This is a genomic window from Paenibacillus sp. W2I17, from assembly GCF_030815985.1.
Taxonomy (GTDB): Bacteria; Bacillota; Bacilli; order Paenibacillales; family Paenibacillaceae; genus Paenibacillus.
Map to the genome: position 1 here is coordinate 439166 of NZ_JAUSXM010000001.1, position 15184 is coordinate 454349.

At 45.1% G+C, this 15184-nt stretch carries 16 protein-coding genes and 1 other annotated feature; of the genes, 12 read left to right on the forward strand and 4 right to left on the reverse strand.

Annotated features, from left to right (window positions below; translation table 11 throughout):
* Positions 1–119 precede the first annotated feature (119 nt).
* From QF041_RS02010 to tyrS, 8 genes are all read left to right on the forward strand, one after another.
* Positions 120–701, forward strand: coding sequence for a TetR/AcrR family transcriptional regulator (locus QF041_RS02010; protein ID WP_307411294.1), 582 nt, complete (start codon positions 120–122; stop codon positions 699–701).
* A 54-nt stretch (positions 702–755) separates the two neighbouring features.
* The gene (locus QF041_RS02015) at positions 756–1055 is read left to right on the forward strand and encodes a Dabb family protein (protein WP_307411297.1); all 300 of its coding nucleotides are present in this window, start codon (positions 756–758) and stop codon (positions 1053–1055) included.
* Between the two features lie 46 nt (positions 1056–1101).
* Complete coding sequence (locus QF041_RS02020; RefSeq protein ID WP_307411298.1) at positions 1102–1881, forward strand: NRDE family protein; 780 nt, start codon at positions 1102–1104, stop codon at positions 1879–1881.
* Between the two features lie 313 nt (positions 1882–2194).
* A complete protein-coding gene (locus QF041_RS02025) occupies positions 2195–3511 on the forward strand; it encodes a nucleobase:cation symporter-2 family protein (protein ID WP_307411299.1) in 1317 nt (438 codons plus the stop codon).
* A gap of 297 nt (positions 3512–3808) precedes the next feature.
* Positions 3809–5278, forward strand: coding sequence for a protein adenylyltransferase SelO (locus QF041_RS02030; protein ID WP_307411300.1), 1470 nt, complete (start codon positions 3809–3811; stop codon positions 5276–5278).
* A 90-nt stretch (positions 5279–5368) separates the two neighbouring features.
* On the forward strand, positions 5369–5812 hold the full coding sequence (locus QF041_RS02035; protein ID WP_307411301.1) for an Imm63 family immunity protein: 444 nt from the start codon (positions 5369–5371) through the stop codon (positions 5810–5812).
* Between the two features lie 20 nt (positions 5813–5832).
* Positions 5833–6282 (forward strand): DMP19 family protein, encoded by a 450-nt coding sequence (locus QF041_RS02040; protein WP_307411303.1) that lies wholly within the window; start codon positions 5833–5835, stop codon positions 6280–6282.
* A 99-nt stretch (positions 6283–6381) separates the two neighbouring features.
* Positions 6382–6609: a binding site (T-box leader), on the forward strand.
* 116 nt (positions 6610–6725) lie between these two features.
* Positions 6726–7988, forward strand: coding sequence for a tyrosine--tRNA ligase (gene tyrS, locus QF041_RS02045; RefSeq protein ID WP_307411305.1), 1263 nt, complete (start codon positions 6726–6728; stop codon positions 7986–7988).
* Between the two features lie 156 nt (positions 7989–8144).
* On the opposite strand, the gene QF041_RS02050 is transcribed toward tyrS, so the two are convergent.
* From QF041_RS02050 to QF041_RS02065, 4 genes are all read right to left on the reverse strand, one after another.
* A complete protein-coding gene (locus QF041_RS02050; RefSeq protein WP_017687903.1) occupies positions 8145–8423 on the reverse strand; it encodes a YxcD family protein in 279 nt (92 codons plus the stop codon).
* A gap of 5 nt (positions 8424–8428) precedes the next feature.
* Positions 8429–8932, reverse strand: a complete 504-nt coding sequence (locus tag QF041_RS02055) for a hypothetical protein (protein ID WP_307411307.1) — start codon at positions 8930–8932, stop codon at positions 8429–8431.
* A gap of 98 nt (positions 8933–9030) precedes the next feature.
* Positions 9031–9597, reverse strand: coding sequence for a PadR family transcriptional regulator (locus QF041_RS02060; RefSeq protein ID WP_036613540.1), 567 nt, complete (start codon positions 9595–9597; stop codon positions 9031–9033).
* A gap of 173 nt (positions 9598–9770) precedes the next feature.
* On the reverse strand, positions 9771–10346 hold the full coding sequence (locus tag QF041_RS02065; RefSeq protein ID WP_036613541.1) for a beta-class carbonic anhydrase: 576 nt from the start codon (positions 10344–10346) through the stop codon (positions 9771–9773).
* Positions 10347–10694: 348 nt separating this feature from the next.
* On the opposite strand from QF041_RS02065, the gene QF041_RS02070 reads away from it, so the two are divergent.
* From QF041_RS02070 to QF041_RS02085, 4 genes are all read left to right on the forward strand, one after another.
* Complete coding sequence (locus QF041_RS02070) at positions 10695–12209, forward strand: carboxypeptidase M32 (protein ID WP_307411311.1); 1515 nt, start codon at positions 10695–10697, stop codon at positions 12207–12209.
* A gap of 159 nt (positions 12210–12368) precedes the next feature.
* Positions 12369–13373 carry an ABC transporter substrate-binding protein gene (locus tag QF041_RS02075; RefSeq protein ID WP_307411315.1) on the forward strand — a complete coding sequence of 335 codons (1005 nt, stop codon included), beginning with the start codon at positions 12369–12371 and terminating at the stop codon, positions 13371–13373.
* Between the two features lie 29 nt (positions 13374–13402).
* Positions 13403–14197, forward strand: coding sequence for an ABC transporter ATP-binding protein (locus QF041_RS02080; protein ID WP_076210074.1), 795 nt, complete (start codon positions 13403–13405; stop codon positions 14195–14197).
* Between the two features lie 38 nt (positions 14198–14235).
* Positions 14236–15027, forward strand: a complete 792-nt coding sequence (locus QF041_RS02085) for an ABC transporter permease (protein WP_370511416.1) — start codon at positions 14236–14238, stop codon at positions 15025–15027.
* The last annotated feature ends 157 nt before the right edge of the window (positions 15028–15184 follow it).

Below are 15184 nucleotides of genomic sequence, written 5' to 3' on the forward strand. Positions count from 1 at the left end.
CGAAAGACACTGATTATTGTATGGTGTCTTTGCACTTACTTTCACTTGTTGAACAAATAACACTTATCTATAATGAAGGAGTCTAGCCAAATATTTTGTGTACAAAGGAGGATTGGGGCATGTCTGGTGTATTGTCTCCAAACTCGAATGATCCGCGTGTAATCCGCACGCGTCAATTAATTCTTGATGCGTTTTTAAACCAATTGAATATTAAAAATTTCAACAGCATTACGATTCAAAACATTACGGAACAAGCCACAATTAACAGGGCTACATTCTACGCCCATTTTCAGGATAAATATGCACTGCTTGAAGCCTTGTTATCGGATGCTTTTATGGAATATGTGACGAAAAGAGTGGACCCGGATGCCCGGTTATCAGCCGAAACCATACAGCAGCTTATATTTTCATTATGTGATTATCACGTCTCAAGTAATGGTTGCATCAAAAAATATGAGACAGTTGCACCAATTATTGAAGAGAACATCAAGACTCAACTGGAGCAATTCCTTCTTGAATTATTGAGCAAAGTAGCGGGTGATGTAGATCCCAAAACGCTGAAAATTACGGCAACCACGCTAAGTTGGTCGATCTATGGAATGACGTATCGATGGAATATTGAAGGCGGGCAGGAATCTCCGGCTGAATTAGCCAACAGAGTGGTCCCTTATATGATGGGTGGATTGGAATTGTTGAATTAACTTTATTTAACGAAATTGCATTAATATTTGGATGGATATGGGAGGAATAACAAGATGTTTGAACATTTGGTTGTTTTTAAATTTAACGATAAAACCACACTAGCTAAACAGCAGGAATGGGTGGATCAATTGCTCACGTTACAGGAACAAATCCCGGGGATTGTCGCGCTGACGGCAGGGATCAATGCAACGGAAGAAACGGACCGTATTCAAGGTTACACGATTGGATTGAGAGTGACGTTTGAAGATCAGGAGGCATTACGCGCCTATGGTCCACATCCTGCTCATCAGGCATTTGTAGCTTCCCTGGATGGTTGGGTGGAAGATGTAATTGTAGTTGATTATGCTATTTAAAGGCGCGAAATCAGAGGTTAAACGAATATAGGAGTTGAAGATTCCCATGTGTTTAATTTTATTTGCTTACAACATGCATCCAAAGTATCCGCTTATTTTGGGATCAAATAGGGATGAATTCTATCACAGACCTACGGCTCAAGCACACTATTGGGAAGACCATCCTCATATACTGGCTGGCCGCGATTTGTCGAAAATGGGAACCTGGATGGGCGTAACCACAGAGGGGCGTCTGGCTGCTGTCACGAATTATCGTGATCCGAATGAAGAGGTGCATGCCAAAGGCTCAAGAGGAGATCTGGTTGCTGATTTTTTAAAGGGAACGTCCACACCTGAGCAATATATACAACACGCGGAGAGAAGTCGCAATGATTATCCTGGCTACAATTTGTTAGTGGGTGATCCTGACGACCTCTATTATTATTCTAATGTGGGTAATGATGTGATGAAGTTGAAACCGGGAATATACGGGATTAGTAATCACTTGATTAATACAGATTGGCCCAAGGTGAAACGTGGAAAAGAAGGGCTGGAGAAAATCATCCAAGGGGAGGACAAAGCTACCCTGACAGAACAAATATTAGGTTTGCTGCAAATGGCAGACCCTTCAGTGGATGAGCATTTACCTCATACAGGTGTTCCATTGGAGTGGGAACGCTTGCTTTCTCCCATCTTCGTTAAAAGTGAGAAATTCGACTATGGGACCAGAGCTTCATCCGTTGTTCTGATGAATAGAGAAGAAGTGTTTTTTACGGAGGGGGTTCACCAGAACGGAGAGGTAATGGAGCAACGTTTTAACATCAAACCTCTTAACTCGACAAGCTGAGAATATGAAAGAAATGATGTTCTGACATTATGCATTAACATGAATCAATGAAGTGAAATCCAAAGTTCATGTTTCTTTTCTTCTGAGTGTAAAGAGTATTTTCGTTTTTTTGTGTCAACTAATATAACGCGACATAAACCGTTTGAGAGTACCTTTTGTACAACACGCCCAATTTTAGTTGGGCTCTTTATCTCTTATCACAATTCTATGTTATGAATCATGGAACTTCCCTGAATAGTTTATATAATGTGAATCAACATAACATGATTTTGCAGCGGTTCTGTTGATTCTAATTTCAGGGGGGCAACGTGGGATGAAAGAAACCAAAAAGATGAGAGTTTTTTCACTGGGGATTCAGCACGTACTCGCGATGTATGCGGGAGCAATTCTGGTGCCTTTGCTTGTGGGCAGAGCACTAAATTTGACTGCAGAGCAGTTGGCGTATCTGGTATCCATTGACCTGTTAACGTGTGGGATTGCAACATGGCTTCAGGCTCGGAAAGGGAAGTACTTGGGTATTGGTTTGCCAGCGGTGCTCGGAAGTTCTTTTGTAGCGGTGACACCCATGATTGCGATTGGATCGCAATACGGAATTCCTGCCATATATGGGTCGATCATCGCAGCGGGGTTGTTTATCGTCATCTTTGCCGTATTTTTTAGCAAAATCGTCAAATTGTTTCCGCCAGTTGTGATCGGTACAGTGGTGACCATTATCGGGCTTGCGCTAATCCCAACCGGTATTAAAAACATGGCAGGTGGAGCAAACAGTGAGAATTTCGGAAGTTTGGACAATCTGGCGCTTTCTTTTGGCGTATTACTTTTCATTCTAATCCTGAATAGATATGCCCGCGGGTTTGTTAAATCCCTGGCTGTTCTCCTTGGTATTATCGTGGGAACCCTCATTGCAGCCATCATGGGAAAAGTGAATTTTGCCTCTGTACAGGAAGCCTCCTGGTTCCATTTACCGCAACCCTTTTACTTTGGATGGCCTACTTTCGAAATCGGCCCAATTATTACAATGATTATTGTAGGTACGGTGGTTATCATCGAATCAACAGGTGTATTTATGGCTTTGAGCAAAATCTGTGATCAACCGATCAACGAAAAAGATCTGGCACGGGGATATCGCGCGGAAGGTCTTGCGTTTGTCCTTGGCGGCATCTTTAATGCTTTTCCATACAATACATTTGCACAGAATGTTGGTTTGGTTCAGCTCTCCAAAGTGAAAACGACCAATGTTGTTGTTGCAGCCGGAGGTATACTGGTCTTTCTGGGACTCATTCCGAAGGTAGCTGCTTTTGCAACTATTATTCCAAGTGCTGTCCTCGGAGGAGCGACTGTTGTCCTGTTTGGAATGGTCGTCTCATCCGGGATCAAAATGCTGCAAAACGTCGACTTTGGCAAACAATCCAATCTATTGATCGTGGCTTGCTCCGTTTCACTTGGGCTCGGTGTTACTGCTGTGCCCGATCTGTTTGCCCAGCTTCCTCAAAGTATTCGGATTATTGTTAGCGATGGTATTATCACAGGAAGCCTGTCAGCGATCCTGCTTAATGTCTTCTTTAACCTTGCTTTGAAAAAAGAGAGCTTGCCAGTACAGCCTGTACAGGCTCAAGAAGCACACACGTAATCCTTGTAATAACAGACGTGTCATCTAGTAGTAAGTAAGCGGAATAAATCCAAGATGGTTTTCTGGGAAGTGGAATGTAAGACAATGATTCCACTTGGCAAAGAAACCTCTTGGATTTTTTTGTGCTTACGATTCATGAGGAATGCAAAAGGTATGCAAATATGCTAAAGTTTCATCAAGAACATTTTAGATGTTCCTTACATTGAATTTCCATGCGACTACATAAATGAGCATCGGTTCACAAGGCTACAATATAACCAAGGGATATCCCTGGTGCAGAAAAGGAGTTGTGATCACATGCAACAAGAAACGTTGAACAAAGGATGGAACTTGGAGAATAGTTATGCGCAGTTACCGCAACCTTTTTTTACAAGCCAGAGCGCGGTGCCTGTTGAATCACCAAAGCTGATCATTTTCAATAGACTGCTTGCATCCGGCTTGGGACTGGATGTGGAGTCTCTTGACAGTGATGAAGGGGCGCAAATTTTTGCAGGTAATTTGATTCCGGAAGGAGCCGAGCCTCTGGCTCAGGCCTATGCAGGACATCAATTCGGCAATTTTAACATGCTTGGAGATGGACGGGCTTTGCTGCTGGGTGAACAGATTACGCCACAGGGCGAGCGAGTGGATATCCAGCTGAAAGGTTCAGGGAGAACCCCGTACTCTCGTGGAGGAGATGGACGTGCTGCTGTAGGGCCGATGTTGCGAGAGTATATTATTAGTGAAGCGATGTATGCACTAGGTATTCCAACGACACGCAGTCTGGCGGTGGTATCAACAGGAGAAAACATTATCCGCGAAACAGAGCGGCCGGGTGCCATTTTAACCCGGGTGGCTTCCAGTCATATCCGGGTAGCAACCTTCCAGTATGCAGCCAGATGGGGGTCTATCGACGATCTTCGGGCGTTGGCTGATTATACGTTGCATCGACATTTTCCTGATGTTGCTCAAGCTGAGAATCGCTATCTTTTGCTCCTTCAGGAAGTAATTAAACGGCAGGCGGCACTCATTGCCCAATGGCAGCGTGTTGGTTTCATTCATGGCGTGATGAACACGGATAACATGGCGATCAGTGGTGAGACCATCGATTATGGTCCGTGCGCCTTTATGGATGCTTACAATCCTTCGACCGTATTCAGCTCCATTGACAGGCAAGGTCGCTATGCTTACGGTAATCAACCATATATTGCCGGGTGGAATTTGGCTCGCTTTGCCGAGACGCTTCTGCCGTTGTTGCATGAAGATGAAGAACAGGCCGTGCAACTCGCTCAGGATACTATCGCACAATTTTCTGAATTGTACCATCATGATTGGCACAAGGGAATGCGTGCCAAACTGGGCTTGTTGGATGAAGAGGCTGAAGATGAAGCGTTGATCAAGGAGCTTCTTGAACTCATGGAAAAGCATAGTGCAGATTACACCAATACGTTCCTGGCATTGACCTTTGATAGGTTGGAAGGGACAGCTTTGTTTGGCACGCCAGAATTTGCTGAATGGAATGAGCGGTGGCAAGCAAGATTGGACAGACAGCAAGAGGAGAAGGAAGTCTCTCGACAGTTGATGAGAACAAGCAATCCAGCCGTCATTCCCCGAAATCATCGGGTCGAGGAAGCCCTTGAGCAAGCGGAGAACCACGGAGATCTTAGCGTGATGCAGAAGCTTTTGGCAGTTCTTTCAGACCCGTTCGCGCACTCACCTGAGCAGGCTGAATATGCCGAACTGCCAGCACAGTGCAATACTTCGTATCAGACTTTTTGTGGAACCTGATTGAACAGTATGGAATGAAGAGGCTGCCTTTGGCAGCTTTTTCATTTTTCATTCTGTCATCGACGTTACTTTATAGAGGCAGGTGCATTCATGTCCAACATGTTAAGCAAAGAACAATTGGCAGACATCCTTATACAGCTTTTAGAGCGTACATCTTTCCCTAGGGAACAGATGCAGAACTATGTTAACCGCTTGTTTGAGACCTTTAAATGGGATGGGGTGCCCTATGTAGAGAGTAGAAAAGATGCGTTTATGGTTCGAATATACGAACGTGGTCTCGTCTCATTGGAGAAACGGGTGAAACAGCCGGATGAAGTCATCTATTGGTTGCTGGAGGATATTATTTTCACCGCGACGCATGTAAGATTGTTGGAACGACATGGCGTGGATAATAAACAGACGCATTTGAACTATACAAATGAATTGATAAAGGACCTAAACAGGGGTGTTCTGGAAGCCTTCCAGCAGATCGGTGATCCGTATTTACATTGGCATCAGACGGGTAAACGTCAGGAGCTAGAGGGCATGGCATAAAGAAAAGTGAGGTGTGTTACGTGAGCGAGCAAGATATTAATGATGTATGGTATGACTATGCTGTGTTATTTGTCGAAAAAAAGAATGAATCTGGACAGGGCTGGGCATCGTTGACTTCGAACGAGCAGGACATTGCAGCTTTATGGTTATTAGAGGCGGATGTCTTTAATGGCGGTTTTATACAGTTTTTCTGTAACTGGGGGGAAGAGGGATACCGTTACGCGTTGCGGGCATTACATATCATTGATGCGACTCAAGTCGTGGAGATTATAACGTCAGCATACGGCTGCATTGAGCACTTGAAAGAGGATGAAAGGCTTACCGAACTGTGGGATATTCCTAAATTCCTGACAGAGGAACAAGAGTGCCAGTTAGATGCGTTAGATCAGCAGTTTTGGAACAATGAGGATCAGATCGCAGAGAAAGCTTATGGTTATTATCACGGAAAATTGAACATGATGATTATATAATCTGGTTTCAACTATGCATCCGTTGTTCTGTTCAAAGTTTGCATACTTGGTCTTGCAATGACTGAAACGTTCGGCTATACTTGCTATAAATTGAATACATGAATCACGTTGATAGAGCGCAGTAGCGGCTTTGTCCCTGTTACAGAAAGTCAGGGGTTGATGGAACCTGATACATACAAGGGCTGCGAATTACACTCTGGAGTACTTGGGTAATGCTAAGCGGGTGGGCAAACGATATATTGCCAAAAGTGGTATGGATAACGTGTTAAGGTCACGTGTTGTCCATGCAATTTGGGTGGTACCACGGTTATGATAATCGTCCCTGTGTCTAATGAAGACAAGGAGGCGATTTTTTTGTGTCCAAAAAAGCCGTTCCAGCGTGTAATTTCGTAATTTAACGTAGATCATGACTGAACACTGAGGATAGAAAAGGGGTTATACAAATGAATATTATTGATGAACTACAGTGGCGTGACGCCATTAACCAGCAGACAGATGCAGAGGGACTGCGTGAGTTGACCGAAACCAAATCAGTCTCATTGTACTGCGGCGTTGACCCTACGGGGGACAGCATGCATATCGGACATTTAATTCCCTTCATGATGCTGAAACGTTTTCAACTGGCAGGACACCGTCCGGTTATTTTGATTGGTGGAGCCACTGGAACGATTGGTGATCCAAGTGGTCGACAGGCAGAGCGTTCTTTGCAAACGATGGAGCAAGTGCAGGAGAATGTGGATGCACTGACAGCGCAGATGAAGAAGTTGTTCGTAACAGATGGTGATAATCAGGTTCGCATGGTGAACAACTACGATTGGACACACAAAATCAATGTCATTGAATTCTTGCGTGACTACGGCAAAAACTTTAACCTCAACACAATGCTTGCTAAGGATGTAGTTGCGAGCAGACTGGAAGGCGGAATCTCGTTCACCGAGTTTTCCTACCAGATCCTTCAATCACTCGACTACCTGCACCTGTTCCAGAACGAAGATGTACAGCTTCAAATCGGTGGTTCGGATCAATGGGGGAATATCACAAGTGGTCTCGATCTGATTCGCAAAAAAGAAGGATCTGAAGCGAAGGCGTATGGTCTGACCATTCCGCTCATGCTCAAATCCGACGGTACGAAATTTGGTAAAACAGCTGGCGGCGCAATCTGGCTTGATCCGAACAAAACGACACCATTTGAGTTCTACCAGTTCTGGGCGAATACAGATGACCGTGATGTGATCAAATACTTGAAATACTTTACCTTCCTGAGCAAAGAAGAAATTGAAGCTTTGGCTGAAAAGGTAGAGACAGAGCCACACAGACGTGAAGCACAGAAAGCACTCGCGGAAGAAATGACAAAATTCGTTCACGGCGAAGAAATGCTCGAGCAGGCTAAGCGTATTACAGCGGCGCTGTTCAGTGGTGATATCCGTTCCCTAACAGCAGATGAAATCGAGCAGGGTTTCAAGGAAATGCCAACATTCGAAACGGACGGCGAAGCGAAAAATATCGTCGACTTGCTCGTAGATCTGGGGTTGGAGCCATCCAAACGCCAGGCGCGTGAGGATGTCACTAAAGGCGCTATCTCCATGAACGGTGAGAAAATCACGGAGCTTGAATTCACAGTGTCGGCAGAGCATGCCATTGGCGGTAAATTCATCATTATCCGTAAAGGTAAGAAGAACTACAGCCTGGTTAAACTTCAATCGTAGTTTCCAAGAATTAGAACGTAACACAGAAACGTATAGAGACTACAATAGACACACAAATAAAGCCACAAATACAGAAACAAAAAGACCGTCTTCCATCTCTGTCAGGCGACAGAGGGGAGGCGGTCTTTCGTATATCAGGCCAGTGAGTGACCTATCTTATTGATTAACAATCGCTGTGATCTCTTCATCCAGATCAAGTCGTACATTCTCACGGTACGCCCGGATGTTGTATTCACTGTGCAGGTAGCGAAGAATCGCTTCAATCATATTGGACTCCACCAGATATTGACTACGGCCTTGAATCCAAACTTCAGCAGAATAACCTGTATCTTCTTCCCAGCTCAGTTCTACGTTTACATCGGTTGGACGTACACCCTTACGTTCTGCCATATGAATACAGATTGCATTCACAATTTCATCCATGCTCAGAACCATAGAGATTAGTACCGTCCGTTTCTGTTACGGTCATCATCACGATCATTGCGACGGTCATAACGACCATCCGCTGCAGGTTTGCGACGATTGGAGATGGCTCTGAAGAGTGCCATAGCCAGCATAACAATCAACATAATTGCTGCAACGTTAACGAGCAATCCAAGGATGTTACCCAGAGCGCCCATGCCACCGAACAATCCGCCAAACATCATACCAGCAAGACCACCAAGCATCATGCCTTTCATGAATCCGCCGCCACCGCCGAAGAATCCACCACCACGGGTTGCAGCTGCACCAGTACCGGACTTATTACCGGAATTGGATTGATTCACGTTGCTGTTGGAGTCGGATTTCTTAGGTGTATTGGTATAACTTTTTGTACCGGATTTGAATCCGCCACCACGTCTAGCATCCGCTGAATCCGGATTCGTTACTCCCACTGTTGCGAACAATAATGTAAAGGCCATAAATACCATCATTAGATGTTTAACTCCGAATTTTTTCTTCATTGTAAAGATCGTAACCCCCCGATTAATTTGTTTGAATCGCCCAAAAATGGGCCTTACTCATGTAATACGGTCAACTTGCAGGAACGTTTCAAATTTTATTAAATCTCTGAAACGCTTGGACTTGGGTCTTGAATTGCAGCTTGGCCATCAAGCAATTGGGTAACCCAATGACACCATTCCAGGCCTGTTTGTGCGTGCATTAACCCTTTTTGTACCAGGATGTAGCTTCCAAAATCTCGGTTGCCTACACGAAGATTATCCTGAGGTATACGTGACTTCAGATCCTCGAAATAACGTATGCGTTCCATAAACCAGCTTTTACGCTCGTTAAGAATGCGTCTCATGCTTCCGTCTTCCGCTATGCCAACACACAAAATACGCAAATTAAATTCATCGCGTGTAACTGGTGCGGTAACAGGAGTAATCATCCATTCCAAGAGCTTTTCAATGCCTTTTTCCGTAACTGCGTACATTTTCTTGTCCGGTTTGTCAGACTGTTGTACCCAGCGGGAGGCCAATAACTCATCGTTTTCCATCTTGGACAGGAGTGGGTAGATCTGGCTGTGTTTCGCCTGCCAATGAGGCTGGATTTTCAGCATCAAATCATAGCCCGATGACTCCTCGCGGGTAAGCAGCCCGAGTAATCCGTAGGAAAGTATGTTCATGCACATGTCTCCTTAATATTAGGGCTAGGTCAGAGAGAACAATCGTTTTTACTTTCTTTGACCGCTTTCATAAAAAGTGTACACTGAAACTGTATGGTTTGACAACCTGACAGAACAACTGCCTTAATTTAGACAAAAAAAGTGCGAACCATAAGGTCCGCACTCCAAACCATTTAGAGAGATGCCTGTTGTCCATACCCCTCAGCGACAAGATCAAGTTCACCTGTAGCAGAATCGATAACCATGCCGTGGACGGGTACATTGGGAGGAAGTAATGGATGCTTTTTGATCACTTCCACAGTATGTTTTACCCCTTCTTCAACGCTGTCAAACCCACGCAACCATTTTTGTAAACGGATGCCCGAATTCTCCAGAGTAGTCATGACTTCTTCCGATACACCACGCTCTACCATATGTCCAATCATGGTCTCAGCGTGAAGGGAAGCCATACCACATTCCGTATGTCCCACTACCAGGACTTCATCTGCACCCAGTTCATAGATGGCGACAAGTACACTACGCATTACACTCCCGAAAGGCTGAGAGATAATTGCACCTGCGTTTTTGATGATTTTCACATCGCCGTTTTTCAAGTTCATAGCCTTGGGCAGCAATTCCACCAGACGTGTATCCATACAAGTGATGATAACCATCTTTTTGGTTGGAAACTTGCCAGCCGTATACTTTTCGTATTCTTTGGTCTCGACAAATGATTTGTTGTAAGTCAAAATCTCTTGAATGTTGTTCATGTCCATTGCCTCCTGTTATCCAATACGACGAGCACGGCCACTTGCATATGATGCAGCTTGTCCTACACGCCTTTGCTTTAATAGTATTTCACGGTCAGCAGATGGCATTACTCCAACCCTTTAGAGGTTGTTCAAAAAGTCCACTTTTGATTACAAATCATGCCTGAGGGCATCATCAGCATCGAAGTTGAACGTCATTTCTATCTTCTCGGTAATGAAAACCAGACTTTTTGAACACGTATCTTTAGGAGAACAATGCAATTTCATCTGTTAAAAGTTGATTATACGCAATGCAAAAAGTATCATCAATAGGGTATAACATTTTTTTTGAAGAGGTGAACGATAACAATGGATAAACAAACACAGGAACATTTGGAATCCTTCCGTAATCTGGCTCGTAAAATTAAGAGCTATCATGAAGCCATTGGTTTGCTTCACTGGGATCTGCGCACAGGTGCGCCGAAAAAAGGCGTTCCGACTCGTTCGGAGACGCTGGGTATGTTGTCCACCGAAGCATTCAAGCTGCAAACCTCGGCTGACATGAAGACTTACCTGGATGCATTAACGACTCCAGCGGTATTGGAACAGCTCGAAGATATAGATCGTCGTCTGGTTGAAGATTGCAAGAAAGAATATGATCGCAGTCAGTCTGTACCACCTGAGAAAGTACAAGCCTATACCGTGCTCACGGCCAAGTCCGAAACCGCATGGGAAGATGCCAAGCATAACAGTGATTTTGCAGGGTTCTCCCCATATCTGACAGATATCGTTAAGCTCAAACAGGAGTTTATTGATTATTGGGGTGTGAAGGATACACGTTATGATACGCTGCTTGATATGTATGAACCGGATCTGACGGTTGAGAAAGTGGATGCTGTGTTCGCCCGCCTCAAAGCACGTTTGGTACCTTTGCAAGAGAAGATTAATACTTCAGAAAACAAGCCCAATACAGAGTTTCTGAATCAGTTGTTTGACACCAAACAGCAGGAAAAATTTAGTCTGTTCATTTTGGAACAAATGGGCTATGACTTTGAAGCTGGACGATTGGATGAGAGTGTTCATCCTTTTGCAACGGGTCTTAACCCGGGTGATGTGCGGATCACAACACATTATCTGCAAGATGATGTAGCAAGCGCAGTCTTCAGTTCACTACATGAGGGCGGACATGCCCTGTACGAGCAAAATATTGATGACAGTCTGGCGGGTACCCTTCTTGCCGAAGGAACGTCCATGGGGATTCATGAGTCCCAGTCCCGTCTTTGGGAAAACATGATTGGGCGCAGTCTGCCATTCTGGACACGTTATTACAAAGATTTGCAGCAGCATTTCCCGCAACTGAGCGAGGTTGAACTGGAAGATTTCTATCGTGCAATCAACCGGGTGGAGAGTTCACTCATTCGGATTGAAGCGGATGAACTGACCTATAACCTGCATATTATTATTCGGTATGAGATCGAGAAAATGTTATTCAACGATGGTCTGGAAGTGAAGGACCTGCCGGAGACCTGGAATGCAAAATACAAGGAATACCTCGGTATTATGCCAACAAATGATGGAGACGGCGTTCTTCAGGATGTTCACTGGTCCGGTGGTGACTTTGGTTACTTTGCTTCGTATTCTCTGGGTAATATGTATGCAGCTCAAATTCTACATACATTGCGCAAGGAAATGCCGGAATTTGATACCCTCATTGCCGAAGGTAATCTGATTCCAATTAAGGAATGGCTTACAGACAAGATCTACCGGTATGGGAGAAGTCGCACACCTTCCGAATTGATTGTTGCCGTAACGGGTGAAGAATTGAACCCGGATTATCTGGCTGATTATCTGGAAGCCAAATATGCCGAGATTTACAAGCTGTAGTTAACCCATAAATAACATATTGAATAACATTTCGAAGAGCTGAAGAGTCGGGCATTATTGCCCGGCTCTTTTTTGCATTTAAGTTCTTAACCTTTTGTTGGGCATCGGCATATCCATAATAGAGAGAAACTGCTGAAACCAGTGAAGGAGGGAAACAACATGAAATACACGCCATGGTTCGTCCGGGGCATCGTTATTCTGCTGATTATCATTGTGGCGCTCACCAGCTGTAATAAGGAAGAGAATGAAGCCAAGATTACGATTGGCGAAGTGACTCGTTCGGTATTTTACGCACCGGAGTATGTGGCTGTGGCTCAAGGTTTTTTTGAAGAGCAGGGACTTGAGGTGGACATTCAAACGACTGCTGGTGGTGACAAAACGATGGCGGCATTACTCGCAGGTTCGGTGGATATCGCACTGGTAGGAGCGGAGACGTCCATATATGTCTATCAGCAGGGAGCGGAAGATCCGGTCATTAACTTTGCCCAGCTCACCCAGACGGATGGTACATTTCTGTTCGCTCGTAACACAGAAGGTAGCTTCGATTGGGAGCAACTGAGGGATTCCACATTTCTCGGTCAACGCAAAGGCGGCATGCCGCAAATGGCAGGGGAGTTCGCACTGAGCAAACATGGCATTGATCCTCAAAGTGATCTGGAGCTGATTCAAAATGTGGACTTTGCCAACATTGCGTCTGCTTTCGCCTCAGGCACGGGAGATTATGTTCAACTGTTTGAACCCCAAGCATCCATCTTTGAACAAGAAGATCGGGGTAAGGTTGTTGCATCGTTTGGCACAGAAGGTGGTCTTCTGCCTTACACCGTCTTCATGACGAAGCAGAGTTATCTTAACGACAATAAGGATATCGTACAAAAGTTTACAAACGGTCTACACAAAGCGCAGGCGTGGGTGGATTCCCATACGGCTGAAGAGATCGCTGAAGTCATTTCTCCTTTTTTCAAAGACATCGATCCAGCCATTTTGGTCAGCAGTGTGAACCGTTATAAGGAACAGGGCAGCTATGCAACGGATCCAATCATTGATGAGGAAGAGTGGAACAATCTGCTTGATGTCATGAGTGCCGCCGGAGAGTTGAAAGAACGTGTGGATTTGAATGCCATTGTGGATAATGCCTATGCGGAAGAAGCTACGAAATCAAAGTAATGGGGTATTCAGGAAAGGAAGTGAGCAGAATGCCTGAATCCGAAAGTGTGATCCGACTGGAGGGGATCTCTCAAGTATACGTCAGCGAGCGGGAAGCTTCCTTGGTGATTGAGGACTTGAGTCTGGAGATCCAAAAAGGAGAGTTCGTCAGTCTGGTTGGACCGAGTGGATGCGGTAAAACGACATTGTTGTCGATCATCGCCGGGCTGCTCACACCCACCCGAGGAGAGGTTAAGGTTAAAGGTAAACTCGTTGGCGGCCCCTCAGCACAGATTGGTTATATGCTTCAACAGGACTATCTGTTTCCATGGCGGACTATTCTGGACAATGCTTTAATCGGTCTTGAACTGACAGGCAGACTGGATGAACGGAGCCGTGAGCGTGTACGAGAACTGCTGGTAAGTATGGGGTTGGCCGGAACGGAGAATCAGTACCCGTCAGAACTTTCAGGGGGTATGAGACAGCGAGTAGCCCTGGTGCGCACGTTGGCAACCGATCCGGGAATTTTATTGTTGGATGAACCATTCTCAGCACTTGATTATCAAACCAAGCTGCAATTGGAGGATCTGGTCTCGGACACGTTAAAACAGTTTGGCAAAACATCTGTTCTAGTCACCCATGATTTGTCTGAAGCCATTGCGGTTAGTGACCGCGTCATTGTGCTTGATCGCAATCCCGGCCGTATCCGTCGTGAGTTTATTATCCCCGATGGAATTCGGAAGGCTCAGCCGTTTCATGCCAGGGAGCAAGAAGGATTCAATGCGTTGTTTCAGGCGTTATGGAGTGAACTGGATCAGCCCGGGGGAGGTGAGGAAGACGCGTGAATCCAATGAATCCGAAGCAGGAAAAGCGTGACGAATGGATGGGGCAGCTGCATCGGAATCATATTCAGCAGGTGGCCAGATGGCGACATCAAGTGCTTGCCGTACAGTTATCTATGTTAGTATGTATGTTTTTGCTATGGGAAGTGGCAGGCAGACTCCGTTGGATTGATGTACTGTTATTCAGTTATCCGAGTAAGGTTTTTGCCCAGATTGGCAAGGACATCGCTAGTGGCGAGTTGTGGGCACATGTTGGGGTAACCGTAGGGGAAACGGCAGTTGGTTTTTTACTGGGAACACTGGTGGGAACCTTGCTTGCGGTTTTAATTTGGTGGTCTCCTTTTTTGTCCAAAGTGTTGGACCCCTATATGGTTGTGTTCAACAGTATGCCAAAGGTAGCACTTGGCCCAATCTTTATTGTGATGTTCGGCGCGGGTTTTACAGCGATTGTTATGACCACATTGTCCATCACGGTCATTATCACGACACTGGTCGTGTATAACAGCTTCAATGAAGTGGATCCCAATTATATTAAAGTCATTCGTACGTTTGGTGGAGACCGTTCCGAGATTTTTACGAAAGTTGTATTACCTGCTTCTTTTCCGGCGATTGTATCCACCTTAAAAGTGAACGTTGGCATGGCTTGGGTGGGTGTAATTGTGGGTGAGTTTCTGGTCGCCAAACAAGGGTTAGGTTATCTCATTATCTACGGATTCCAGGTATTCAACTTCACACTTGTATTATCAAGTCTGTTAATTATTGCTGCAGTTGCAACAGCCATGTACCAACTTGTTGTCTATGCAGAACGCAAAATGCTGGCTGGCCGCAGGTGATTCGGAAGTGTTTTACTCGTAATGTGACCGGGTATGATATGTATACAATTTCACAAGGGGTGTCACGTTGCCCGATACCATAAAATCAAGTACCATATTTAGTATGATTATTCCGCGCAGATCCGGAATGAATGCGATGATTGGAGAAGAGGGCCTT